The sequence below is a fragment of the Streptomyces sp. cg36 genome (assembly GCF_041080675.1).
Classification (GTDB): domain Bacteria; phylum Actinomycetota; class Actinomycetes; order Streptomycetales; family Streptomycetaceae; genus Streptomyces.
Genome location: NZ_CP163520.1, coordinates 312,624 through 335,837 on the forward strand (window position 1 = coordinate 312,624; position 23,214 = coordinate 335,837).

Consider the following 23,214-nt stretch of genomic DNA (forward strand, 5'->3'; position numbering starts at 1 on the left):
GTCGGCCGCAGCCCGCGCCGTCGCGGCGATCGGCACGGTGGCTCCGACGGCCGTGACGAGTGCGGCTTCGAGCATGCGCCGGCGCGTCATGTCGGTCTTGACGAGTGGTCTGATGGTCACGTGTCCTCCCCCGTTGGTTCGCTCTCGTGGTTGAGCCGGTCGAGCCGGGTGACCTCGTCCCGCCGGGCGCGCTTCCGGGCGGGGTGAGGGAGAGTCAGGTGCGGGTGCCGTTTCGCCCTCGTAGCCCTTCTCGTTGTCGACCGGCTCTGCCTTCTGCAGAACGGAGAGGCACCGGCGGAGGTTCCCGACGGCGAGCGAGGTCGAGTGGACCCCGTACGCACAGGGCCGTGGGCGCCGGTCCTGTGGCCGCCGACCCCGTGCCCTCACCTCCCGTACGCGCGCACGCTCACCCCGGGAAGCGGCCCGTGGAGCGCAGTTGCCAGCGGCGTTCGGCGTAGGCGAGGTCGTCGCGCCACAGCCGTCCGGCGGCGGCGCGGAGCAGGGGGCGCAGGACCGGGGTGGCGCGGCGGGCGAGGGCGAAGCCCGCGCGGTCGGAGGACGCGATGACCGCCTCGACGACCGCAGTGCGCGGGCGGCCCCGGTCGTCGGGGCCGAGCGGGGTGGCGTGTGTCTCCACGACACTGCCGACTCCTTCCCCCTGGGTGATGGTCATGACCACCGTGCGCGGTTCCGGCGCGGTGAACACGGCCCGCACGGGTACGACCAGGCGGCCGGCGACCTTGAAGGAGACGTCCACGGTGAAGCCGTCGTCGTCCTCGTCGGTGCTGCGTCCGGGCGCCTCCAGCACGGAGAGGTCGACGAACGAGTAGGGGTGGAACCACGCGCCGTGCCAGGGGTCCAGGCGATTGGCCACGACGTCTTCGGGCTCGCACGTCCCGATGCCCGTGTACACGGCCGACAGGGCCCCGGCCGGATCGGGGCGCGCGGGCACCACGGGTGCCTCCAGCGGCGGCTCGCCCCCCGCGTCGTCCAGCCGGACCCAGACGAGCACCCCGTCGTCGTGGACCGGCCAGGGGTGCCAGCCCGCGAACGGGGCTCCTTCCAGGGCGAGTCCGTGCCAATGGCACACCAGGCGCCCGCAGCGCACGGCGCCGTCCCGCAGCGGTGCGCCCAGGTGCGGGCAGCTGCCCGGCCCGCCCACCGCACGGCCTTCGGCGTCGCGCCAGACGACCACCTCGTGCCCGGCCACGGTCCGCGCCAGCGGCCGGGCACCGCCCAGATCGCGCGAGGCGCCCACGACGTACCAGTTCCCCGACGGCCGCGCCCGGGCCCGCTCGACGGCCGCCGCGATCAGGGCCGGTTTGGCGTCGCGCCAGGTGGGCCGCTGCCGCGCCCAGGGAACCGCCCGCCTGCGCAGGGACAGCGGCAGCCGGGCGCGCCGGCCCGCGGGGTCGGGTGTCATGCGACCTCCTCGTGGTCGGCGCGGCGCGAGTCTCCGGGCAGGGCGAGCGCCGGTACGGGCAGGGACCGCGGCCGGCCGCGGCCACGCAGGCGGGCGGCGGCCACGCGCACGAGCCCGTCGGCGGCGACCGCGGCACGGCGCCTGCGCGAGACCGCGGCGCGGCGGTGCACCACGTCGTACCCGTCCTCGGCGACGGCGTCCAGGATCCCCCCGTAGAGCACGCAGGCGGTACGGATGCACGGCCGCGACACGTCGGCGAGCATCGGGATCCCGGGCAGCGCCTCCCGGTAGACGGCCCGGGTGAGGGCCTCGAACTCGCGCAGGGCGGCCGTGATGCGTCTGTCGCGCAGGCCCGTGGCGCGGCTCCACCGCAGCAGCGGCGCATCGACGCCGTGCGCCGCGAGCAGGTCGGCGGGCAGGTACACCCGGCCCCGGTCGAGGTCCTCGCCCACGTCGCGCAGGAAGTTGGTGAGCTGGAAGGCGACACCGAGTGCGGCGGCGTGCGGCGCGGCCTCCTCCCGTGGTCCGACGGTACCGAGGACGGGCAGCATCTGGAGCCCGATGACGGCCGCGGAGCCGTGCATATAGGTGCGCAGCTCGGCGTAGGTGGCGTAGCCGGTGACCGACAGGTCCGTGCGCATCGCCGCCATGAAGTCGGCGAACAGGGTGTGGTCGATGGCGTACCGGCGTGCCGTGTCGGCCAGCGCCAGCACCACCGGCTCGCTGCTGCCGTGCCCCCGCAGGCCCTCGGCCAGGGTGCGGTCGAGGGTGCGCAGGGCGGCGGCGCGCCGCCCCGCGCCGATCGCGGGGTCGAGGGTGTCCACGATGTCGTCGGCCCAGCGGGCGAATCCGTACAGGGCGTGCACGGCGGCCCGGTGCTCGACCGGGAGCAGCCGGGTGGCCAGGAAGTAGGTCCTGCCGTGCCGGGCGTTGAGCCGCCGGCACCGGCGGTACGCCTGGCGCAGTACGGGGTCGGTGATGTGCGCGGCGTCGAGTTCGCGTTCGGTCATGCGGTGGTCTCCTTGGGGCGGACGCGGCGGCCGTGTCGTGGGGCGTGCGCGGTGGTTCCGGTGATCCGGGCCGCCGCGAGCTTGCCGGAGAGCAGTACGGTCGGCACGCCGACGCCGGGGGTGGTGCCGCAGCCCGCGAGGACGGCGTTGTCGGTGCCCCGGACCAGGTTGCGGGGGCGGAACGGTCCGGTCTGGGCGAAGGTGTGCGCCGCGGAGAAGGGGGTGCCTGCGGCGTGTCCGAGCGCGTGCCAGGTGGCCGGGGTGACCATGCACTCCTGCTCGATGGCGGAGGCGATGCCGTGGAGGCCGCGTTGTTCCAGCACCGCCAGCAGACTGGCGCGGTAGCGCGGTGCGAGGTCGTGCCAGTCGGTGGCGCCGGGTCCGATGTCGGTGTTGGGGCAGGGTGCGAGGACGTAGTGCAGGTGTCTGCCGGACGGGGCCAGGGTGGGGTCGGTGGCGGTGGGCCGGGTGATCAGCAGGGAGGGGTCGCTCATCAGGCGTCCGGTGCGGGTGAGTTCGTCGAAGGTGGTGCGCCAGGCCGCGCCGAAGGAGAGGGTGTGGTGCGCCAGATCGGGCCAGGTGCGGTCGGTTCCCAGGTGCAGGACCACCGCGGACGGCGAGTGCCGCAGGCGCAGCGGTCGCCGCGGAGCGCGGCCCAGCAGCCGGTAGGCGACGGGCAGATCGGTGGTGAGGACGACGGCGTCGCAGGGGATGCGGGCCTGGTCGGTGACGACCGCGGTGACGGTGCTGCCGGAGCGTTCCAGCCCCAGCACCTCTTCGTCCAGGCGCAGTTCGGCGCCCGCGTCCACCGCCGCCGCGGCCATTGCGCGGGGCAGTGCGTGCATTCCGCCCCGGGGGAAGTGGACCCCGGCGACGGTGTCCATGTAGGCGATGACCGCGTACGCGGCGAGCGCCCGGGCCGGGGGGACTCCCGCGTACAGGGACTGGAAGGTGAAGACGCGGCGCAGCCGCTCGTCGTGGAGGAACCGTCCGACGCGGGCGTCCAGTCGCCCGAATCCGCCGAGGGCGGCGAGGCGCGCCAGGTCGGTGTTCAGCAGGTTCAGCGGTGAGTCGAAGTTGGTGTCGATGAAGCGGCGCATCTGCGCGCGGTAGACGTGCTGGAGCCATCGGCGCAGGTCGCGGTAGCCCGCGGCCTCCCGGGGCCCGGCGAAGCGCTCGACCTCCGCGCTCATCGCGTCCGCGTCGGTGTGCACGTCCAGGCTGGTGCCGTCGGCGAAGGACGCGCGGTAGGCGGGGTGGAGGGCGATGAGTTCGACGCGTCGGCGCAGGCTGTCGCCGACCGCCGCGAAGGCTTCGTCGGCGAGTTCGGGCATGGTCAGGACGGTGGGGCCGGTGTCGATCCGGTAGCCGCCGAGGTCGAGGCGTCCGGCCCGGCCGCCGGGCAGCGGGTCGCGCTCCACGACCGTCACCCGCCGCCCGGCGCCCAGCAGGTGCAGGGCGGCCGAGAGTCCGGCGAGCCCGGCTCCCACGACCACGACGTGGTCGGTGCGTCCCGGCACCGCGCGCCTCACGAACGCGCCCTCTCGGGGCGGCGCTCCACGGGCGCGGGGCGCTGCTCGGCGGGACCCGCGCGGTCGGCGCCCGCGCCGGGTCCTCCCGCACCGCCGTGGCGGTCCGCACCGGCCAGCGAGTGCAGCAGCGCGCCCAGCCGCCGTCCGGCCACCCGGTCCAGGGCCGCCCTGTCGAGGTGGCGCAGGCCCTCGGTGACGAGCTGGTCGATCCGGGCCTCGGCGCTTTGCCTGGCACCCGTCGCCGTCAGGACGTCGCGGACCCGGTCGAGACCGGCCGGGGTCAGGTCCGGGCGGCCGAGGGCGCTTTCGAGGACGGCGAGGGCGCGGTGGTCGCCGACGCCTTCGAGCCGTTCCCGGGCCAGGGCGATCAGATGGGTGGGCTTGCCCTCGCGGATGTCGCTGCCCGCGGGCTTGCCGGTGACGCGGGGGTCGCCGAAGACGTCGTCGAGGTCGTCCCGCAGCTGGAACGCCATCCCCACGCGCTCGCCCGCGCACGACAGCTCCCGGCGCGTGCCCCCGTCCGCGCGCGCCAGCGCGGCGCCGAGCGCGAGGGGCCGTTCCACGGAGTACCGGGCGCTCTTGAGGCAGGCGGTCCGCCGCGCGCGGAGCATCGAGTGGACCGCCGTGGCCTGGCCTTGGACGTCCAGGTACTGTCCGGCGACCATCTCCGTGCGCAGATCACTCCACATCCGGCGCACCTCGGTGGCGACCGGCGCCGCCAGCGGGGTGTCGGCCAGCAGGTCGTCCGCCCAGGACAGGGCCAGGTCCCCGGCGAGGACCGCGGAGGCGTCCGCGAACGAGGCCAGGCGCGCCGCCGGGACGGCCCCGGCGTACTGGTGGCGCACGTCGGTGTGCAGGGAGGGCCGCCCGCGCCGCAGTTCGGACCGGTCCATGACGTCGTCGTGGATGAGGGCGCAGGTCTGCAGGAGTTCCAGGGCGGCGCCGATCCGCAGGGCCGCCGCCACCGGCGCCCGGTCCGCGCCGCCGCAGGCGCGCAGCGACCACCACAGCAGCCGGGAACGGGTCCGCCCGCCGCCCCGGCTGAAGCGCGCGACCCGCTGGGCGATGTCCGCGCCGAAGAGCGGATCCAGCGTCCGTGCCCGCTCGACCCGGTCGGCCAGCACGTCGTCGAGCACGCGCCCCACGGCGGCCCGTACGTCCCGGTCCACCCGGTGGGCCCCGGCAGCAGCCGCGTACGGGCGGCGCGCCGCGCCGCCCCGCGCGTGGCCCACCGAGGGGGCCGTGCGGCCGGATGGCCGCACCCACACGGTGGAGGGGGACACGGCCGCCGTGCGCGGCACGGACGGCGGACCGTCCGTCAGGTGATCGGTCGCCGGTGAGGGGCGCATCCCGGTTCCTCTCGTCATGGTGCGTACATCGCCTCGTCCCTTTCCACTACGTGCCGAACGGCGAAGACGGATGCAGCCGGGGGCGACCCGCGCCACGGACACGGGCGCATCCCTTCCCGCCCCGGGCCGATTCGCCCACCAGCGGGCCGCCGTCACACGAGCGGGTGGTGTGCATCCGAACGGGCCCCGGGACAGGAATGCTGGGGACGTGGCGTCGCGGAGAACGGGAAAGTCGCGGAGAACCGGCAAGCGTGAAGAACCGGAAGAAGGAGGCCGTGGTGTACGAGGCGGATGTCGCCATCATCGGCGCGGGAGCCGCCGGACTGTCCCTGGCGCACCGGCTGTCGGGGCCCCGGTTCCGGGCGCGCGCGTACACGGCGGCCCTCATCGATCCGCCGCCCGGCCCGCTGCGCCCGCCCCGCCGGACCTGGTGCTTCTGGGAGGCGGGGCCCGGCCGCTTCGACGCGGCGGTCAGCGCGTCCTGGCAGCGGCTGCGCGCCCGGCCGCGCACCGGCGCGCCCGTGGAGGGCGACATCGCGCCCCTGCGGTACAAGATGATCAGGTCGGACGCCTTCGAGGCGCTGGTGGCCGAGGAGCTCGCCCGCCACCGGGCCGTCCGGCGCCTGGAGGCCACCGTCGAAGCGGTCGACGACGGCCGCTGCGGGGCCCGGGTCCATCTGCGCGACGGCCGGGGCCGCCCGAGCGTGCTGCGTGCCCGCTGGGTGTTCGACTCGCGCCCGCTGGGCAGTCTGCCGGCCGCGCGCACCACCTTGCTCCAGCACTTCCACGGCTGCTTCGTCCGCACCGCCCGCCCCGGCTTCGATCCCACCACCGCCGACCTGATGGACTTCCGCACGCCCCAGCCCGCGCAGGGCCTGTCCTTCGGCTATCTGCTGCCGCTCACACCGCACGAGGCGCTGGTGGAGTACACCGAGTTCTCGCCCCGCGTCCTGACACCGCGTCAGTACGAGGCGGCGGTGCGCCAGTACGCCTCGGAGGTGCTGCGCCTGGGCGAGCTGGAGGTGGTCTCCACCGAGACCGGCGTCATCCCGATGACGGACGCGCCGCTCACCCGCCAGACGGGGGCGTCGGTGTTCCGCATCGGCGCTGCGGGCGGCGCCACCCGCCCGGCGACCGGCTACACCTTCGCCGGACTCCAGCGCCAGACCCGGGCCGTGGCCGCCGCACTCCACCAGGGCCGCAGGCCCGTACCGCCGCCCGCCCACTCGGCCCGCTCGCGCGCCATGGACGCCGTGCTGCTGCGCGCCCTGGACAGCGGCCGGGTCGAGGGGCCGGAGCTGTTCGCCCGGCTCTTCGCCGGGGTGCCGCTGGGGCGGCTCCTGCGGTTCCTGGACGGGCGTACCCGCCTCCACCAGGACCTCGCCATCGGGCTGCGCACCCCGGTGGCGCCGATGCTGCGTGCGGCGCTGGAGCTGCCCTTCCTGCCGCGCCGCCCCTACGACCGCACCTGACCGCACACAGCTCACCGCTCACCGCTCACGGGAGACCGCATGACCTTGCTGCGCGACCAGGATCTGGCCGTCGCCTTCGACCACGCCGCCCGCAGCTATGACGCGCTGGTGGCCGTCAACCCCGGCTACCACTCCCACCTGCGCCGCTCGGTGCGTCGCCTCGGCTTGCGCGGCGACGGGCGGGGCCTGCGGGTCCTGGACCTCGGCTGTGGCACCGGCGCCTCCACCGCCGCCCTGCACACCGCGCTGCCCGAAGCGGCCATCACCGCGGTGGACGCCTCCGCGGGCATGCTCGAACGGGCCGCCGCCAAACCCTGGCCCGGCCACGTCACCTTCGTCCACGCACCGGCCGAAGAGCTCGCGCGGGCCGGTGTGCGGGGGCCGTTCGACGCGGTGTTCGCCGCCTACCTCTTCCGCAATCTGGCCGACCCCGGCCCGGTACTCGACGCCGTCCACCAACTCCTCGCCCCCCAGGGCAGGTTCGGCGTCCACGAGTACACCCTCAGTGGCCGCGCGAGGGACCGGGCGGTGTGGAATCTGGTGTGCCGCGGCCTCGTCCAGCCGCTGGCCGGCGCCCTGGGCGACGGCGAGCTCTACCGCCATCTGTGGCGCAGCGTCGTGGACTTCGACACCGCCGACCGCTTCGCCGCACGCCTGCGCACCGCCGGGTTCGAGACGGTGCGCGTCCTGCCGCTGCCCGGCTGGCAGACCGGCATCACCCACACCTTCGTCGCCCGGCGCGCCGGGGGAGCCCGGTGAACCGCCCGTCCCGGCACCCGCACCGCCGCCCCGGCCGCGACCGCAAGGCACGTGCGCTGCCGCCCCCGGCCGGGGCCGCACGCGTCGGGGGCGAGCGGCCGAGCACCGCCGTGGTGGGCGGCGGCATCGCGGGCCTCGCCGCCGCGACCGCGCTGGCCGAGCGGGGCGTGGCCGTGACGCTGTACGAGCGGGAGCCGTATCTGGGCGGCCGGGTCGGGGCCTGGCCGACCCAGTTGCGGGACGGCTCCCGGGCCACGATGAGCCGCGGGTTCCACGCCTTCTTCCGTCAGTACTACAACCTGCGGAGCCTGCTGCGGCGCACGGATCCGCTGCTCGCCCGGCTCACCACGCTGCCGGACTACCCGCTGCGGCACCGCGACGGCATGCGGGACAGCTTCCGACACGTCCCGCGCACACCGCCGTGGAGCGCGCTCGGGTTCGTGGCGCTGAGCCCCTCCTTCGGTCTGCGCGACCTCGGCCGCATCCGCGCGGGCGCGGCCCTGCCGCTCCTCGACGTCCGCGTCCCCGACGTCTACGCCCGGCTCGACCACACGAGCGCCCACGACTTCCTGGAGCGCATCCGCTTCCCGCACAGCGCCCGCCATCTGGCCTTCGAGGTGTTCTCGCGCAGCTTCTTCGCCGACCCGCGCGGGCTCTCGGCGGCCGAGATGGCCCTGATGTTCCACATCTACTTCCTGGGCTCTGCCGAGGGTCTGCTCTTCGACGTGCCCGACGCCCCGTTCGCCCAGGCCCTGTGGAACCCTCTGGCCACCCATCTGGAGCGCCACGGCGCCGACATCCGCACCTCGGTCCCCGTGGAGCACATCGAGCCGCTGCCCGACGGCGGCTACGAGGTGAGCGCCGGCGGTACGCGGCGGCACGACGCCGTCGTCCTGGCCCTGGACACCGCGGGGCTGCGCTCACTGGTGGGCCGGTGCGACCGGCTGGGCGACGCCGCGTGGCGCGAGCGCGTGGCCGGGCTGCGCAACGCCCCGCCCTTCCTGGTCACCCGGCTGTGGCTGGACCGGCCGGTGGCCCCGGACCGGCCCGGCTTCCTGGGCACCAGCGGCTACGAGGGCCTCGACAACGTCAGCGTCCTGGAACGCTGGGACGGGGAGGCGGCCCAGTGGGCGCAGCGCACCGGCGGCTCCGTGGTGGAGCTCCACGCCTACGCGCTGCGGCCCGGCGACCCCCAGGAGCGTGCGCAGGAACGCCTCATCGACCAGCTCCACCTGGTGTACCCGGAGACCCGCGCCGCCCGGGTGGTCGACGTCCGCCACGAGTGGCGCGCCGACTGCCCCCTGTTCCCGCTCGGCGCCCACGCGGACCGCCCGGGCGTGCGCACTCCGGACCCGCGCGTGGTGCTGGCCGGGGACCTGGTGCGCGTGGACCTGCCGGTGGCGCTGATGGAGCGGGCGGCGACCACCGGATTCCTCGCCGCCAACGCGCTGCTGGCCCAGTGGAACGTACGCGGTGAGCAGCTGTGGACCGTACCGGACCGGGGGCGCGGACTTCTGCTGCGCACGGTGAGCGGCTGGGGTTCACGGTGACCGGGCCCCCGGGAGGCGGGGTCGGGGCGGCGCCTGTTCCGCCTCGCGTATCGCGGACCCGTCCCCGCTGACCGCCGGGCCTCACACCGGCGCGCCGCTTTCACGCAGTCGGCGGGCGAGTGCGTGGAGTCCGCGGCGGGCGTGGCTCTTGACCGTGCCCAGCGGCCATCCCGTCAGCTGGGCGATCTGCGTGTGTGTGAGGCCGTCGAAGTAGGCGAGCCGCAGCACACGGCGCTGGCTAGCGGCCAGTTTCCCCAGCTCCGTGCCGACCAGCACCCGGTCGAGCGCGGCCTCGGGCCGGGCCGCCGGGTCGGACTCCCGGTGGGCGAGGTGGGCACCCACCGTCCTGACGAGTTCGGCACGGCGCGCCCGGGCGGACAGGGTGTCCGCGATGGTGTGCCGCGTGATGCCGACGAGCCAGCCGGCCAGGACACCCCGTGCGGGTGAATAGGTGGAGCGGCCGTGCCAGGCGGCGAGGAACACCGACTGGGTGACGTCCTCGGCCTCGCACGCGTCGCCCAGCGCCCGCTGCGCCAGTGTGTAGACCATGGCGCTCCAGCGCTGATGGGCGGCGACTAGGCAGGCTTCGTCACCCCGGGCGAACCCCTCGGCCAACTCCTTGTCGCCGAGCGCGCCTTGGGCGCACACCCCTGACCTGGTGCTCTCGGTGCTGTCAACTCCCGGACGGGCGGCCCACGGTGCGGTCACGATCGGTGCTCCTCCTCGACCACTCCGACGACCACTCCGGCGCGAACGGGTCGCGCCGCGTACGGCGGCCGACCGACGCACGAACCGGTGGTGCGGCTTTCGCCCCTTGCGGTGTCCGGCCGCCCCACCCTGCAAAGCCCTGTCGCACGGTCTCAAGTCGCATCGGATGTGCGTCGTATAGTGCGGGCGTGAGTACCGACCGCACCCCCGGGAGCGTTCCGTCCGAGGACGTCGGGGTCACCACCGGCGTGCTCGCGCGGCGGCTCGGCGTGTCACCGATGACGATCCGGTCCTGGGACCGCCGTTACGGTCTCGGACCCGCGCAGCGCCAGAGCGGCCACCACCGGCGCTGGCGGGCGGCGGACATCGCGCTGGTCGAGGAGATGTGCCGGCTGACGGCCCTCGGCGTGCCTCCCGCCGAAGCGGCCCGCGCCGCCAAGGCGGCCTCTGTGCCCGGGGGCGTCCCCGGCCCGCGGTCCGCACCCGCTCGGCAGACCGGGCCGCCGTCGGCCGGGAGCGTCCGCCCGGAGACCCGTGGCCTGGCGCGCGCGTCCGTACGCCTGAACGCACCCGCCGTGCAGGCCCGGCTCAACGCGTTCCTCCAGGAGCACGGCGTGGTGACGGCGTGGGAGGAGATGATGATGCCCGCCCTGTACGCGGTGGGCCGCAAGTGGGAGGCGGGCGGCGACCGTTACGTGGAGGTCGAGCACATGCTGTCGTGGTCGATCTCCACCGCTCTGCGCAGCGTCCCGCTCCTGCTGCCCTGTCCCCCGCCCCCGCCCGAAGCCGCGCCCGCCCTGCTCGCCTGCCTTCCCGACGAACAGCACACCCTGCCGCTGGAGGCGCTGGAGGGTGCATTGCGCGAACGCGGCGCGGCCGTCCGCATCCTCGGCGGTGCCGTACCCACCGAGGCGCTGACGGCCGCGGTGCGGCGCACCGGTCCGGAGGCCGTGGTGCTGTGGTCCCAGACCCGTTCGACGGCCAGTTTCCCCCTCGCCCAGCACCTCGCCGGCACGCACTGGGGCATGCGGGGCGCGCGGCGCGGCCCCGTCGTCCTGCTCGCGGGGCCGGGCTGGGGACACCGCACGGGAACACCCGGCCTGCCGCGCCCGCGCAGTCTCGTCGAGGCCCTCAACCTGCTGTCCAGGAAAGCCAGTAGCCCCGGCCCGACGGTTCGCTGAATTGTGCGCGGAATACAACGAGGAGCCTCCCGGAGGAATTCTCCGACAGGCTCCGCGTCGTTTTTGGTGACCTTTTTAGGGCTGCCGCACGGATTCTTCGCGCGGCCCGGCCGTGACGTTACCGCCGTTCGCAGACCTTGCGCGCCGGGTGCCAGGTCTTCGTCCAGTACCCCGGGTGGACCTTGCTGTGCCGGTCGCGGGTGGCCTTGTGCCAGGTCTTCGTCCAGTACCCCTTGACGATGTGGCACTTCTGCTTGCCGCCGTGCGTCGCCGTCACGACGGAGTGCGCGGGCGCGGCCTCGGCGACGCCCACCGACGAGAAGGCCACTCCCCCGACGAGCGCGGCGGTCGCCGCGCCGAGGGCGAACACCCGCTTGAGAGCTTGAGTCATGACTCCACCTTTCGAGCAGAAGAACCACCCAACGAGATTGGGCGACCACATTTTTATCACCAATTCCCGTTCGCAATACCGGGGTTGAACGGGCGCGCGGGAGTGAGAATGAGTTGCCCATCACATAACGCGCGCCCTCCTGAATTGCACACTGAATCAAGTCTCATGAATTTTTAACCCGCCGGTGCGGTGAAGGCTGAATCCCCCGTGCCGGTGCCGCCGTAACTGCCGCCCCGCCACCCGTCGGCGCGTTAACATCGGGCGACGCTGCTGTCCATGAGAAAGCGACTGCCCCGCGATGGCCGATGACGCCTACCTCTTCCTCCTTCCCGAGCGGCATCCCCGACTGGGCGCGGCCCTGGCCGCGGTGGGGGCTCTCGAATGCGCGCAGACCCCGGCGGTCCACGGGTGGCTGCAGGCCCACGGGTTCTCCGCCTCCTCCGAGCACGTGCGGATCCTGCCCGCCGGGGCCGAGGCGTTCATCCCGGAGGACGCCGAACGCCTTCCGGTCCCGCTGAGCGAGGAGGAGACCGTACGCGTGCAGCAGCAGTGCGCTCCCCAGTCGGTCACGGACATGGAGAGCGAACTGCTGGAGTTCCGCGAGACGACCGAGGACTGGCAGGGGCTCGTCCACCGGGCCCTCACGGCGGGCATCCCGGGCCCGCGCATCGCCCAGCTGACCGGCCTCGACCCACAGGACATCGCGCAGCTGACGGTGTGAGGCCCGCGCGTCGGCCGGCCGGGCCGACACGTGATCGCGGGCGGAACCGCCGCCCCGCGCACACGGATCCGTGGCGGGACGGCTTGCGCGTCGCTCCTTCGGGTACTGCGTGGGGATGGGCGGAATATCCGCACAGCCCGCAGATCACTGAAAGAGACGCGCTTGTGAACCACCTCGGCGGCCTTGGTGACGACGCTGCGAAGGGAGCGGGCGATGGCTCCGATGCCATCGCCCGGGAGATCGCCGATGCCGTCGACCATCTGACCGGCCTGTGGTCCATGGCCGCCAACGGCGCGGCGATGCGGCTCTCCCTGCACCAGTTGCGGGCCCTGCGCATCCTGCAAGGAGCCCCCGGCCTGAACCTGACCGGGTGGGCGGAGCGGCTGGACATAGGGCTGCCCACGGCCAGCCGCCTGTGCGACCGGCTGGAGGCGGCCGGCCTGCTGGAGCGGTCGCTGCACCCCCTGCGCCGCCGCGAGGTCCGGCTGAGCCTCACCCAGCACGGCGGGCACGTACTGCAGGACGTGGCCGACCGCCGGGTCCAGGCCCTGGCGGGCGCGCTGGAGACGATGGCGCGGGCCGAACGCCTGGCGCTGTCCCGGGGCATGCGGGCCTTCCTGGAGGCCCAGGGCGCTACGCTGCCGCGCCCCGACGGGCCGCCTCGCCCCTGACGGATCGTGCCCCCGGGAGCAGGCGGGGACTCACCGGCAGGGCTCTCAGCCGCCGCCCGTACCCCCGCCGCGACGACCGGCCCGGTGCCGCGCCTCCTCGGCCGCCGGCCGGGGTGCGGGCAGGTCCGCGCCCTGGACGGGGGACACGTCGTCGAGGGCGGTGTGACACAGCAGCAGACAGACGTCGTCGTCGCGTTCGGAGTCGTGCATCATCGGCTTGAGCAGGGCCTCGGCGGCCGTGTCCAGATCGTGGCGCACACCCCAGGGGTCCAGTTCGGCCAGCGCCCGGGTGAGCCGGCCGATGCCGTCGTCGATGCCCGCCGCGCGCCGCTCGACCAGGCCGTCCGTGTAGAGGGCGAGCGTCGAGCCGGGCCGCAGGTGGGCGGTGTGGTCCTGGTACTCGTACGACATCGGGATGCCGAGCATGATGCCGGGACGCGCGTCCAGGATGCGTACGGAACCGTCGGGGGCGCGCACGACCGGTGGCGGATGCCCGGCCGCCGCCCAGACGACCGTGGGATCGCCCGGCCGGAACCGGACGACGGCGGCGGTCGCGTACAGGTCGGGCTGCTGGTGGCGGAGCATGTTGTGCAGCCGGGTCAGGATCCGGCCGGGGCCGTCGCCCTCGACGGCGTAGGCGCGCAGCGCGGTGCGCAGCTGCCCCATCAGCACGGCCGCGCGCAGCCCGTGTCCGGTGACGTCGCCGATGACGGCCAGCAGGCTGCCGTCCGGCTGGGGGAAGGCGTCGTACCAGTCGCCGCCGATGTTGAGGCCGTGCGTGGCGGGCAGATAGCGGGCGGCCAGGTGGACGTGGGAGCTGGTGGGCAGGTCGGTGAGCTGGGCGCGCTGGAGCGCTTCGGCGGTGTCGCGGTGCTGTTCGTAGCGGCGGGCGTTGTCCAGTGCGGTGGCGGTGCGGCGGGCGAGTTCGACGAGCATCACGCTCTCCTCGGGCGTGATGCGGGGGCGGCTCGCGGTGAGGACCAGGACGCCCAGCGGCTCGCGGGCGATGAGGGGGATGCACAGGACGGACTGGGTGGGGGCCAAGGCCGAGGCGGGCAGGTCGTCGATGCCGGGCAGGCCGCCGGGGTGGGCGGCGGCGTGCTGGGGGCGGCCGGTGCGGGCGGCGGTGACGGCGGCGGCCGGGCGGCTGTCGTGGCGCGCGGCCCGCTCCTCCTCGTCGAAGAGCCATACGTCGACGCGGGCCGCGTACCCCGGGACCAGCAGGTCGGGCAGCCGGTTCAGGATGTCCTCGTGGTCCAGGGAGGCGGCCACCGCGTCGCTGGCGTCCGCCAGGAAGGTCAGCAGGCGCCGGGCGTTCTCCGCCTCGGCCCGGGCGGCCTGCTCGGCGGCGAGGAGCTCCTTCTGGGCGAGGGCGGCGGCTTCGAGTTCGGCGTGGATCGCCACCACGCCCTGGTTGGTCTGGTGCAGTTCCTCGCGGTGGAAGCGGACTTGGCTCTCCGCGTCCTCCAGCCGGTCCAGAAGCTCGGCGGTGTCCGCGGCGGCGGCCAGGACGGCCTCGGCGAAGGCTTCGCCGTCCAGGGGCTCCTGGTGGGCGAGGGACGGACGCGGGGTGTGGGAGCAGTCGAGCGAACGCTGCCACTGGTCGTCCGCGCCCGCCTCCTGTCCCGCCATGCGCAGGGTGATCCGCAGGTGCGGGCCGTGCGCGGCGGCGGGCCCCAGGGCGTGGACGTGCAGTTCCCACGCGCCGCCCCGGGCGAGGCAGCGGCGCAACTGGGCGGCGAGGTCGGCCGACAGGCGCGCGCGCTGGAGCAGCGGCGCCCCGGCGTCCGCGCTCAGCCGGTCCAGGAGCGCCCGCGCGCGGGCCGCGTCCCGGGCCGAGGTGATCTTCCAGGCTTGAGGGGTGTCGGTCATGGTCGCCCGTCCGGCGGTCGGGGGCCGCTCCGGCCCCGGTCGGATGCCAGTACGGCCACGCTGGTGTCGTCCCGCAGGGGGCTGGCGGCGCTTCCGGCGTCCCGCAGGACGGCCGCGGCCACCACTGCCGGGTCGTGGGTGAGCAGATGGGGGTCGTGCGGCGGGCTCCACCGGCTGGGCAGGCCGTCGCTGTGCAGGACGAGGAGGCTGTCGTCCTGCCAGGGCAGTTGCTGTACGGGCAGGGTGGCGGGCCGCTGGGCGCCGACGATACCGGGCCGCGACAGCAAGGGGCGCCAGGCGCCGTCGGCGTAGAGGCGCGCGCCGATGTTGCCGATCCCGGCGAACGACAACTGGCTTTCCTCCAGGTCGAGTTGGGCCACGGCGACGGCGGCTCCCCGGGTGGGCCGCAGAGCCGTGTCCAGGCGCCGCAGCAGCTCCGCGGGCGGCAGGTGCGCGCACGTGTCGAGTTCGCGGGTCGCGGTGGTGGAGGCGCGTGCGGCCTGGGGGCCGTGGCCGAGCCCGTCGGCGAGCAGCAGGGTCAGCCGGGTGTCGGTGCGGGCCCAGTGCCAGGCGTCGCCGGAGCAGTCGGCCTGGGCGAGGGGGATGTTGATCCCGCCGATCCGCGGCCCGGCCGGGCGCCGCTGCCCGCCCGGTGCCGAGGGGGCGGGCGGGCCGATGCGGGCGACGGCGACCGTCCCGCGCCCCGGGGTGCTGTGCAGGTCGAAGTCATTGGATATGCGCAGACAGGTGCCGAGCCCGGCCCCCAGGGAGGACCCGCTGGTGGTGTAGCCGTCGCCCAGGGCGGTCGCGATGTCGGGGATGCCCCGGCCGTGGTCCAGGGACACCAGCTGCACCAGCGGTCCGCCGGGCGCGTCGGCGGTGTCCACGCCGTGCACCAGGCTGATCGCGATCCGGCCGCCTCCGGCGTGCTTGAGGAGGTTGGTGGCCAGTTCGGTGGCCACCAGGGCGGCGGCAGCGGTGCGGTACGGCGTGAGCCCCGCCCGGGCGCAGGCGTCCTCGGCGGCGACCCGCACGTCCCGCACCCGGGTGGAGTCCTGCACGGGGATGTCCCACACCCGGCTCATCGCGGCCCCGTACGCGGCCGGGTCATCGGGTTGGCCCAGGCGATGACGGTGACGGTGGTGCCCTGGCCGGGGGTGCTGTCGATGGTGAACTCCTGCACCAGCCGTCTGGCACCGCTCAGCCCGAGCCCCAGACCGCCGCCCGAGGTGTAGCCGTCGGTCATCGCCTGTTCCAGGTCCCGGATGCCGGGGCCGGAGTCGGCGAAGGTCACGCGCAGCCCGAGCACGGGACCGCCGGTCAGCGGTGTCACCTCCGCGCGCCCGCCCCCTCCGTGGATGAGGGTGTTGCGGGCCAGTTCGCTGGCCGCGGTCACCAGCTTGGTCTGCTGCACGAGCCCGAAGCCGAGCTCGGCCGCCGCCTGCCGCACCTCCTGCCGGACCCAGGCCAGGTCCGCGTCCGAGCCGATCGGCAGGCAGGTGGTGGCGGTGTGGCGGGAGGTGTGTGTCACGCGTCCTCCCACGCAGGGACGGAGGGAGCGGGCGCCGAGCCGTGCCCGAGCAGGGCGAGGGCACGCTCGACGTCCAGGGCGGTGTCCAGGCCGGGCAGGGTGAGTCCGAGCTCGACCAGGGTGATGGCCACGGCGGGCCGCATCCCGGCCACCACGGTGCGGGTGGCCAGCAGCCTCGCGCTGGAGGCGATCTCGGCCAGGATCCGGCCCAGGAACGAGTCGACGATCTCCACCCCGGAGATGTCGATCACCACGCCGGTCACATGGCTGTGGGCGATGCGCTCGGTGAGGTCGGACTGGAGCTGCTCGGCCGTCCCGTCGTACAACTCGCCCTGGAGCGTGACCAGGAGGAGGCTCCCCAGGGCCAGCACCGGCACCTGGGCGGGGGATCCCGAGGGCAGTCCGTTCACTGCGGGCCCGCTCCGCCGGGCGTGCCGGAGCTGACCACGACGCCCTGCCGGCGCAGCGCGTACGCCAGGGCGTCGGCCAGGGTGGCGTGGGTGACGACGGTGCCGAGGTCGATGCCCAGGTGGACGATGGTCTGCGCGATGGCCGGGCGGATGCCGGACACCAGGCATTCCGCGCCCATCAGACGGGCGGCGGCCACGGTCTTCATGAGGTGCTGGGCCACCAGCGAGTCGACCGTGGGGACTCCGGTGATGTCGAGGATGGCGTACCGGGCCCGCTGCGCGACGATCGCGTCCAGCAGGTTCTCCATCACCACCTGGCTGCGCGCGCTGTCCAGGGTGCCGATCAGCGGCACGGCGACGACGCTCTCCCACAGCTGGATCACCGGTGTGGCGACCTCCAGGAGCTGCTGGCGCTGCCGCTCGATCAGCTCCTGCCCGGAGCTGAGGGCCGTCTCCATGACGACCAGCCGGAGCGTGCCCATCAGCAGGGCCAGCGCGAGCGCGCACTGCCGCGCCTCGTCGCCGGCCGGGTCCTCGAACTCCTCGCGCAGCAGGGCGTCGACGGGCCCGCGCAGCGCCGCGACCTCGTCGGCGATCTGCGCCGCGGTCGCCCCGGTGCGCGCCAAGGAGGCCGCCATCCGCTGGAGTTGTTCGCGTACGGGGAGGAAGCCGGGCGCCGTGATGTCCTCCAGGCGACGGGACGCGGCCACCGTGGACAGCGCGTCCACGACGGCTTTGCCCGCTTCCACCGCCTCGTCGCGGGAGAGCGTGAACACCGTACGGAACAGGGCCGCGTCGGCCCATCGCTGGGCGATCTGCTCCTGGCGGCGCCCCAGGAAGTCGGCGGTCCGTGCCGCCGCTGCCTCCTGGGCCGCCTGGTGGGCCGCGTCCGGTTCCGGCGCCTGCATACGTCTCCCTCGTCCTGTGGGTCCCGGGCCCGCCGTCCGGCGGGCCATCCGACAATTATTGCCGCATGACAAACATTAGCGGCGGGGTTTGGTGCAAACAACCGTGTGATCGTCAACGGGCGGACCGGGGTACGAGATACGGCTCACGTCGACCGCCCCCGCCAGTCCAGGCAGACCACCAGCGCGTCGTCGTCGGGCAGGTTCTTGCCGCGGTGCCCGGCCAGTTCGCGCAGTATGGCCCTGGGCACCTCGGCCGCCGGCAGCAGCCGGGTGGCCGTGATCGCCCGCGCCAGCGCGGCGTCCCCGTAGGTCTCGCCCACCGGCGAGGCCACCGAGTACACCCCGTCGCTGACGAAGATGAGCCGGTCGCCCGGCTCCGCCTGGAACTCCTGCGTCACATAGTCGGTCTCCTCGAACATGCCCAGCGGCAACTGGGCGTCGAAGTGGACGCGTTCCACCACGCCGTCGCGCAGCCGCAGCAGCTGCGGGGAACCGGCGTCCACCACCCACGCCCGCCCCGAGGCCAGATCGAAGTCGAGCATGAGCACCGAGAGATAGCAGCGCCCCCGGTAGTGCGCGTAGACCGCCTGGTCGGCGAGCGCGGCCTGGTCGGCGAGGCCGATGCCCGCGCGCCGGGCGTTGCGCAGGGCGTTGACCGCCAGGTTCGTCAGCAGCGAAGCCTCTATCCCCTCCCCCATGCCGTTGGAGACGTACAGCGTGAACCGGTCGGCCGTCGCCGACCAGTCGAAGTTGTCGCCGAAGATCGCGTACGCCGGTTCCAGCTGCGCCCCCAGTTCGTACTCGGGACGGGCGCAGGAGCGGCCCGGCAGCAGCTGCCACTGCATCTCGGCCGCCAGGGTGAGCCGGTCCTTGCGCCGCGCCTGGAGATACAGGTCCGTGTCCCGCTCGGCGACGACGACCTCGTGCCCCAGCATTTCGGCGATCTGCGCCAGCTCCGCCAGGCAGTCGGCGACCTGCTCCTCGCCCGCGAACGCCACCGTCAGCACGCCGAGCCGGTCACCGCGCACGGTGACGGGCAGATGGACCCGCAGGGGGCCGCCGTCCGCGCCCTCGACGAAGGGCTCCTGGGCCCCGAAGGCCCGCCCGGCCGGGCTGCTGTGCGCCGACACCGGCTCCAGCGTGTGCGGCAGTACGGACACGGGCTGCAGCACCGTGAGGCCGTAGTCGGCCATGAAGAGCTCGACGGAGTCCGCCGCGTACTGCTCGATCAGCACACGACGGACCGCGTCGAGAAGCTCATGGGGCGCCGCCGTGCGCAGGGCACGCTCTGCTGACACATATCTGTTCACGATCGGGAACACCAAGCCCTTCCAAGTAGAGGCACATATCGGAAACAAGCTATGAAATGGGGTGATTCAATTACGCCGGAACATCGACTCATCTCGCGCCGACGACACTCCTAGTAGGCTGGCCACCATCCCAGCGCCTGCGAGAGTGTGACTGTGACCGCCTTCCGCCCCCGCCCCGTGCCGAACGAGATCGCGCGCGTGACCTCCACGGCCGCGGAGCTCCTGGAAGTCCTGTGGGGCAGAGCCTCCACCGCACCGGCCTCCGCGTCCCAGCTGCGCGTGCTCCTCGTCCTGGAGCACCGCAACGGCATCAACCTGCGCACCCTCGCCGACTTCCTGGCCTCCACACCGCCCTCGACCAGCCGTCTGTGCGACCGGCTCCAGGCCACCGGCTTCATCGAGCGCGAAACCAGCCCCACCGACCGGCGCGAGGTCCGCCTGCACCTCAGCAGCCGGGGCCAGGCGTTCCTCACCGACCTGCGCGCCCGCCGGGAGCGCGCCGTGCAGGCGGTCCTGGAGCAGATGCCCAGCGCCGAGCGGGCCGCGCTGCTGCGCGGCCTGGAGGCGTTCTGCGCCGCGGCCGAGGCGCAGATGCACGACGGCTCCGAGGACGCCGACAGCCGTACGGCCTGACGGTCCCCGCACGGTAGCCGTCCGGCCCGACCGGCCCGGCCCAGTCCCCGTACGGCCCGGCCCGGCGCGAAACCGCCGGCCGCCCGCGTGAACCGACGACCGGCACACGTCGCCGCCCGGACCCGCCGCACCATCGCACGCCCTTTCCCGCGCACGGTCCGCACGGCTCCTTCAGCACTTGGGCTTTTAGTTGTCCTACGGCAACTATTCACTCTCCGCCACCCTCTCACACCGCATCCGTGTACCCCCTGTCGCCACACCCCTTACCTCTTGTGGGCAAGATCTCGTGGCGGCAGGGGGGCGCGGAAGTGCGCCCGGCGCGCACGACCGGCGCGGGGCGGGCGGAGGACAACCGCGGGCCCGCCCGGGTCCGGCTCCGGAATCACCCGACGCCTGCATCCGTGGCCGGGCCGCCGCGGAGGACACCCGCTCCCCCACGGCGGCCCGGGACGGCGCCCGCTCAGCGAGGCTCGCCGAACCAGCCCTCAAGCGCCGGTTCCAGATCGGCCGCGCCCACCCAGCACACATAACCGTCCGGGCGGATCAGCATCGGCTCGGTCCGAGCGCCCTGGAAGGTGCGGTCCACCCGGTCCGACCAGGGAGCGGCGGTCTCCGCCAGCGCGTCGGCCGGGTCCAGCAGGACGCCGCGCCCCGAGCGCAGCAGTTCGTGCACGCGGACCCGGCCGAGGCGCAGATCCGGCACCGGCCGGCCGATCAGTGGATGGATTGCGCTGCCCGGCATCGGATAGCGGAGGGCCATCCCCGACATCACATCCGCGAGACGGTGCTGGACTTCCGGCAGCTGGGCCAGGTCCATGAACGTCTCGCGGGCGGCCAGCACCTCCGGATCGCGGGTTCCGGCCCAGTCCATCAGCAGACTCTGCGCCCGGACGTTGCGCAGCACGGCGGCCCCGGCCGGATGCCGCTCCTCGTGATACGTGTCCAGGAGGTCCTTCGGCGCCCAGCCGTGCACGGCGGCGCCGAGCTTCCAGCCGAGGTTGAACGCGTCCTGCATTCCGGTGTTCATGCCCTGCGCGCCGAGCGGAAGATGCACATGGGCCGCGTCACCCGCCAGGAACACCCGCCCGTGCCGGTACTGCTCGGCCTGCCGCGACGCATTGGTGATGCGGCGGGCATAGCGCAGTTCGAGCAGCTGGACCGCCGTTCCGAACACGGTGTTCAGGCCCCGGCGGACCTCGTCCTCGGTGACCGGGGTCTCCCTCGGCCGCAACTGGTCCGGCCCGCCGAGGACCAGTCGGCGCAGCTGCCTGCCCCGCCCGTCGACGCCGAGCGGGAACACCGCCGCCCAGTGCCCGTCCCCCTTCCAGGTGTGCGCCGCGTCCGGCTCGGTACCGCCCAGCCGCACATCGGCGGCCGTGATCGTCAACGTACCCGGCTCACCGGGGAACCCGGCCCGCAGCAGCGACCGTACGGTGCTGTGGGCGCCGTCGGCGGCGACGAGGTAACGGGCGCGCAGGGCGGCGCCGTTCGTGAAGACCGCGTCGACGCCGGACTCGTCCTGGGAGAGTCCGGCCAGTTCGTGCCCCCGCCGCACGTGGAGGCCGTGGGCGGCGAGGTGCTCCTCGAAGAACCCCTCGATCACCGCCTGCGGCACGGTCCGCCACGGAAGGTGATGGCGGTTGGAGTCGAACGGGAGGGGCACCCCGGCGAAGTGGCCCAGGGTGACGCGGTGGTCTCCGGTGGCCAGCAGGGGCTCCAGCAGCCCTCGCTGGTCGAGGGCCTCCAGGGTGCGGGACTGCACGCCACCCGCCTTGGACAGTTCCGTGCGCCGCTCCAGCCTGTCGACGAGCACGGTCGAAACCCCCGCCGTCAGCAGCTCGTTGGCCAGCGTCATTCCGGTCGGACCGGCGCCGACGATGAGTACATCGGTGTCCACAATCTCTCCTCTGGCTGTGCCGATCAGGACAGAAACCACGCTGCTTCAGCCGAGCCGCGCCAGCCAGAAACCCCCTCCATTGCGTCGATATCTGACACGCCTTACCGTCGGCCCGGTGGAATCCGACTACGACGAGCTGGACCGGCGACTCGTACACGCCCTGCAGATCGACGGCCGGGCCCCGTTCAGCGCCATCGCCGAGGTTCTCGGTGTGTCGGACCGCACCATCGCCCGCCGCTACGCCCGTCTGCGGTCGGCCGGGGCGGTACGGGTGCTCGGCGGGATCGACACCACCTCGCTGGGCGCCGTCCTGTGGTCGCTGCGGGTGCGCTGCGCGCCCGCAGCCTCGCTCCCGGTCGCCGAAGCGCTGGCCAGACGCCCCGACACCTCGTGGGTGAGCCTCAGCTCCGGCGGCACCCAGATCACCTGCGTGGTCCGGAGCGAGAGCAGGGTCGACAGCGAGGCGCTGCTGCTGGCCAAGCTCCCGCGCACCCCGCGCGTGGAGGGCGTGACCGCGCACCCACTCCTGCACGCCTTCTACGGCGGCCCGGACAGCCTCGTCGGCAAACTCGGCTCGCTGGACGAGGAGGAGATCGCGCGGCTGCGCCCGCCCCCGGTTCCGTGTCGGAGCGGACGCATACGTCTGGGATCCGGTGACCGCAGGCTCCTCGCCCGGCTCGCCGTCGACGGCCGGGCCGGGCTGGAGGAGCTGGCGTCGGCGACCGGCTGGTCGCCGACCACGGTCCGGCGCCGGATGACGGAGCTGCGCGCGCACGGCCTGCTCTATCTCGACCTCGACGTGGACTGGCGCATGTTCGGTGCGCACGCCCGCACCCTGCTCTGGCTCGCGGTGGCGCCCGCGCATCTGGAGGAGGCCGGGCAGGCGCTGGCCGGACATCCGGAGATCGCGTTCGCCGCCGCCACGACGGGCCCGACCAACCTGTACGCGAGCGTGGTGTGCGCGGACCAGCAGGAGCTGTACCGGTATCTGACCACGCGGGTCGCCGCCCTCCCGGCCGTCACCCACCTCGAAACGGCACCGGTGATCAGGACCGTCAAGCAGGCGGCGAACAGGGCCTAGCGGCCGATCTTGATCGGCACCCACGGATCGGCACGCCCGGGACGCGTCTCTCAGGGCTGGGTGTGGAAGTAGTCCCCCATGGAGGGCGGCATGTTGTGCTGGGCGAAGGTGCCGAAGGACTGCCGGTCGCGGTATGCCTGCTGGCGCCGCGCCTCCTCGATGAGCAGCCCCTCCGCATGGTCCGTCGATCCGTTGCCCCGCCGCAGCACCACCCATACGAGGGTGATCACCACGGCCACGAGCACTCCGAGAAACACAGCGAGCGTCACCATCACAAACCCCCGTGCAAAACCTGGCCTTCGACCGTCTGGCTCTTCCTACCCTCTATCCATTGTCCTTCACCGGAACGCCTCCTCAAACGCCGCCAACTCGCCGCCTTCGACGCACGACTGGCAGCCCCGCACCAGCGGACACGCGGAGGCCGGCTCTACGGTTCCGCCGCTCGGCGACGCGGACTGATCCCTGTCGTTGCTCACGTCCGGCGCCGGCCATCCCGGCCGCCGCGCGGGCGGCCGGGTGCCCACCGGGTTTCCGGAGGTGGTCGTCAGGTCAGTGACGGACCCAGAGGACGATGATGTCCTGGCGGGTGGAGCTGAGCGGCTCGCAGAAGAAGATCGGGCCCCAGACCCGGTATCCGGCCTGGCCGGCGGCCTGGCAGTCGGCGTACGACGTGTGGTGGCTGATCGGGGAGAAGTCGGGGCCGGGGTTGGCCTGGGCCGCACCGGCGGTGGTGAGCGCGAGGGCTCCGGCGGTGGCGGCGGTGGCGAGAGCGGCTGCTGCGCGACGGTACATGGCATGTCCTCCT

At 74.0% G+C, this 23,214-nt stretch carries 23 protein-coding genes; 8 read left to right on the top strand and 15 right to left on the bottom strand.

Annotated elements, in window-relative coordinates:
• Nucleotides 1–406 precede the first annotated feature (406 nt).
• The 4 genes from AB5J87_RS01445 to AB5J87_RS01460 are packed head-to-tail and all read right to left on the bottom strand — an operon-like array spanning nucleotide 407 to nucleotide 5,332.
• Nucleotides 407–1,423: a DUF5914 domain-containing protein gene (locus AB5J87_RS01445; RefSeq protein ID WP_369372970.1), complete on the bottom strand. Its 1,017-nt coding sequence runs from the start codon at nucleotides 1,421–1,423 to the stop codon at nucleotides 407–409.
• On the bottom strand, nucleotides 1,420–2,433 hold the full coding sequence (locus tag AB5J87_RS01450; RefSeq protein ID WP_369372972.1) for a phytoene/squalene synthase family protein: 1,014 nt from the start codon (nucleotides 2,431–2,433) through the stop codon (nucleotides 1,420–1,422). Before AB5J87_RS01450 ends, AB5J87_RS01445 begins: the two co-directional genes overlap by 4 nt.
• Complete coding sequence (crtI, locus tag AB5J87_RS01455; protein WP_369372975.1) at nucleotides 2,430–3,965, bottom strand: phytoene desaturase family protein; 1,536 nt, start codon at nucleotides 3,963–3,965, stop codon at nucleotides 2,430–2,432. Before crtI ends, AB5J87_RS01450 begins: the two co-directional genes overlap by 4 nt.
• Nucleotides 3,962–5,332, bottom strand: coding sequence for a polyprenyl synthetase family protein (locus AB5J87_RS01460; protein WP_369372977.1), 1,371 nt, complete (start codon nucleotides 5,330–5,332; stop codon nucleotides 3,962–3,964). The genes crtI and AB5J87_RS01460 overlap by 4 nt, the downstream gene beginning before the upstream one ends.
• Before the next feature lie 260 nt (nucleotides 5,333–5,592).
• Between AB5J87_RS01460 and AB5J87_RS01465 the strand changes: the two genes are divergently transcribed.
• Genes AB5J87_RS01465 through AB5J87_RS01475 form a run of 3 tightly spaced genes read left to right on the top strand, consistent with a single transcriptional unit; the run spans nucleotide 5,593 to nucleotide 9,095 of the window.
• A complete protein-coding gene (locus tag AB5J87_RS01465; RefSeq protein WP_369383325.1) occupies nucleotides 5,593–6,786 on the top strand; it encodes a lycopene cyclase family protein in 1,194 nt (397 codons plus the stop codon).
• Between the two features lie 39 nt (nucleotides 6,787–6,825).
• A complete protein-coding gene (locus AB5J87_RS01470) occupies nucleotides 6,826–7,545 on the top strand; it encodes a class I SAM-dependent methyltransferase (RefSeq protein ID WP_369372979.1) in 720 nt (239 codons plus the stop codon).
• A complete protein-coding gene (locus AB5J87_RS01475; protein WP_369372981.1) occupies nucleotides 7,542–9,095 on the top strand; it encodes an FAD-dependent oxidoreductase in 1,554 nt (517 codons plus the stop codon). Before AB5J87_RS01470 ends, AB5J87_RS01475 begins: the two co-directional genes overlap by 4 nt.
• A gap of 81 nt (nucleotides 9,096–9,176) precedes the next feature.
• Here AB5J87_RS01475 and AB5J87_RS01480 read toward each other — a convergent pair whose 3' ends face one another.
• Complete coding sequence (locus tag AB5J87_RS01480) at nucleotides 9,177–9,743, bottom strand: sigma-70 family RNA polymerase sigma factor (protein WP_369383327.1); 567 nt, start codon at nucleotides 9,741–9,743, stop codon at nucleotides 9,177–9,179.
• Between the two features lie 248 nt (nucleotides 9,744–9,991).
• On the opposite strand from AB5J87_RS01480, the gene AB5J87_RS01485 reads away from it, so the two are divergent.
• Nucleotides 9,992–10,984 carry a MerR family transcriptional regulator gene (locus AB5J87_RS01485; RefSeq protein ID WP_369372984.1) on the top strand — a complete coding sequence of 331 codons (993 nt, stop codon included), beginning with the start codon at nucleotides 9,992–9,994 and terminating at the stop codon, nucleotides 10,982–10,984.
• A 118-nt stretch (nucleotides 10,985–11,102) separates the two neighbouring features.
• Here the strand turns inward: AB5J87_RS01485 and AB5J87_RS01490 are convergent, their stop codons facing one another.
• Nucleotides 11,103–11,375, bottom strand: a complete 273-nt coding sequence (locus tag AB5J87_RS01490; protein ID WP_369372986.1) for a hypothetical protein — start codon at nucleotides 11,373–11,375, stop codon at nucleotides 11,103–11,105.
• Nucleotides 11,376–11,673: 298 nt separating this feature from the next.
• Between AB5J87_RS01490 and AB5J87_RS01495 the strand changes: the two genes are divergently transcribed.
• Nucleotides 11,674–12,096, top strand: coding sequence for a DUF6003 family protein (locus tag AB5J87_RS01495; protein WP_369372989.1), 423 nt, complete (start codon nucleotides 11,674–11,676; stop codon nucleotides 12,094–12,096).
• A gap of 164 nt (nucleotides 12,097–12,260) precedes the next feature.
• Nucleotides 12,261–12,767, top strand: coding sequence for a MarR family winged helix-turn-helix transcriptional regulator (locus AB5J87_RS01500; RefSeq protein WP_369372991.1), 507 nt, complete (start codon nucleotides 12,261–12,263; stop codon nucleotides 12,765–12,767).
• Nucleotides 12,768–12,812: 45 nt separating this feature from the next.
• Here the strand turns inward: AB5J87_RS01500 and AB5J87_RS01505 are convergent, their stop codons facing one another.
• From AB5J87_RS01505 to AB5J87_RS01530, 6 genes are all read right to left on the bottom strand, one after another.
• On the bottom strand, nucleotides 12,813–14,639 hold the full coding sequence (locus AB5J87_RS01505; RefSeq protein WP_369372993.1) for a PP2C family protein-serine/threonine phosphatase: 1,827 nt from the start codon (nucleotides 14,637–14,639) through the stop codon (nucleotides 12,813–12,815).
• Entirely contained in the window at nucleotides 14,636–15,724 is a 1,089-nt protein-coding gene (locus tag AB5J87_RS01510) for a SpoIIE family protein phosphatase (RefSeq protein ID WP_369372996.1), read from the bottom strand. Before AB5J87_RS01510 ends, AB5J87_RS01505 begins: the two co-directional genes overlap by 4 nt.
• Entirely contained in the window at nucleotides 15,721–16,170 is a 450-nt protein-coding gene (locus tag AB5J87_RS01515; RefSeq protein WP_369372999.1) for an anti-sigma regulatory factor, read from the bottom strand. The genes AB5J87_RS01510 and AB5J87_RS01515 overlap by 4 nt, the downstream gene beginning before the upstream one ends.
• A complete protein-coding gene (locus tag AB5J87_RS01520) occupies nucleotides 16,167–16,580 on the bottom strand; it encodes an STAS domain-containing protein (protein ID WP_369373001.1) in 414 nt (137 codons plus the stop codon). The genes AB5J87_RS01515 and AB5J87_RS01520 overlap by 4 nt, the downstream gene beginning before the upstream one ends.
• The gene (locus AB5J87_RS01525; protein WP_369373003.1) at nucleotides 16,577–17,488 is read right to left on the bottom strand and encodes an STAS domain-containing protein; all 912 of its coding nucleotides are present in this window, start codon (nucleotides 17,486–17,488) and stop codon (nucleotides 16,577–16,579) included. The genes AB5J87_RS01520 and AB5J87_RS01525 overlap by 4 nt, the downstream gene beginning before the upstream one ends.
• Nucleotides 17,489–17,631: 143 nt before the next feature.
• Nucleotides 17,632–18,798 (bottom strand): PP2C family protein-serine/threonine phosphatase, encoded by a 1,167-nt coding sequence (locus tag AB5J87_RS01530; protein ID WP_369373005.1) that lies wholly within the window; start codon nucleotides 18,796–18,798, stop codon nucleotides 17,632–17,634.
• Between the two features lie 147 nt (nucleotides 18,799–18,945).
• Between AB5J87_RS01530 and AB5J87_RS01535 the strand changes: the two genes are divergently transcribed.
• Nucleotides 18,946–19,431 carry a MarR family winged helix-turn-helix transcriptional regulator gene (locus AB5J87_RS01535; RefSeq protein WP_369373007.1) on the top strand — a complete coding sequence of 162 codons (486 nt, stop codon included), beginning with the start codon at nucleotides 18,946–18,948 and terminating at the stop codon, nucleotides 19,429–19,431.
• Between the two features lie 460 nt (nucleotides 19,432–19,891).
• Here AB5J87_RS01535 and AB5J87_RS01540 read toward each other — a convergent pair whose 3' ends face one another.
• A complete protein-coding gene (locus AB5J87_RS01540; protein WP_369373009.1) occupies nucleotides 19,892–21,328 on the bottom strand; it encodes an FAD-dependent monooxygenase in 1,437 nt (478 codons plus the stop codon).
• 115 nt (nucleotides 21,329–21,443) lie between these two features.
• Here AB5J87_RS01540 and AB5J87_RS01545 point away from each other — a divergent pair, with 115 nt between their 5' ends.
• Nucleotides 21,444–22,409, top strand: coding sequence for an Lrp/AsnC family transcriptional regulator (locus AB5J87_RS01545; protein ID WP_369373011.1), 966 nt, complete (start codon nucleotides 21,444–21,446; stop codon nucleotides 22,407–22,409).
• Nucleotides 22,410–22,459: 50 nt separating this feature from the next.
• Here AB5J87_RS01545 and AB5J87_RS01550 read toward each other — a convergent pair whose 3' ends face one another.
• A complete protein-coding gene (locus tag AB5J87_RS01550) occupies nucleotides 22,460–22,681 on the bottom strand; it encodes a hypothetical protein (protein WP_369373013.1) in 222 nt (73 codons plus the stop codon).
• Nucleotides 22,682–22,958: 277 nt separating this feature from the next.
• On the bottom strand, nucleotides 22,959–23,201 hold the full coding sequence (locus tag AB5J87_RS01555) for a hypothetical protein (RefSeq protein ID WP_369373015.1): 243 nt from the start codon (nucleotides 23,199–23,201) through the stop codon (nucleotides 22,959–22,961).
• Nucleotides 23,202–23,214: the final 13 nt, after the last annotated feature.

What these genes read in the sequence shown, in the direction of transcription:
- AB5J87_RS01445 (WP_369372970.1), bottom strand. Translation starts at nt 1,423, where the DNA reads ATGACACCCGACCCCGCGGGCCGGCGCGCCCGGCTGCCGCTGTCCCTG.
- AB5J87_RS01450 (WP_369372972.1), bottom strand. Translation starts at nt 2,433, where the DNA reads ATGACCGAACGCGAACTCGACGCCGCGCACATCACCGACCCCGTACTG.
- AB5J87_RS01460 (WP_369372977.1), bottom strand. Translation starts at nt 5,332, where the DNA reads ATGACGAGAGGAACCGGGATGCGCCCCTCACCGGCGACCGATCACCTG.
- AB5J87_RS01470 (WP_369372979.1), top strand. Translation starts at nt 6,826, where the DNA reads ATGACCTTGCTGCGCGACCAGGATCTGGCCGTCGCCTTCGACCACGCC.
- AB5J87_RS01490 (WP_369372986.1), bottom strand. Translation starts at nt 11,375, where the DNA reads ATGACTCAAGCTCTCAAGCGGGTGTTCGCCCTCGGCGCGGCGACCGCC.
- AB5J87_RS01495 (WP_369372989.1), top strand. Translation starts at nt 11,674, where the DNA reads ATGGCCGATGACGCCTACCTCTTCCTCCTTCCCGAGCGGCATCCCCGA.
- AB5J87_RS01505 (WP_369372993.1), bottom strand. Translation starts at nt 14,639, where the DNA reads ATGACCGACACCCCTCAAGCCTGGAAGATCACCTCGGCCCGGGACGCG.
- AB5J87_RS01510 (WP_369372996.1), bottom strand. Translation starts at nt 15,724, where the DNA reads ATGAGCCGGGTGTGGGACATCCCCGTGCAGGACTCCACCCGGGTGCGG.
- AB5J87_RS01525 (WP_369373003.1), bottom strand. Translation starts at nt 17,488, where the DNA reads ATGCAGGCGCCGGAACCGGACGCGGCCCACCAGGCGGCCCAGGAGGCA.
- AB5J87_RS01550 (WP_369373013.1), bottom strand. Translation starts at nt 22,681, where the DNA reads ATGGTGACGCTCGCTGTGTTTCTCGGAGTGCTCGTGGCCGTGGTGATC.
- AB5J87_RS01555 (WP_369373015.1), bottom strand. Translation starts at nt 23,201, where the DNA reads ATGTACCGTCGCGCAGCAGCCGCTCTCGCCACCGCCGCCACCGCCGGA.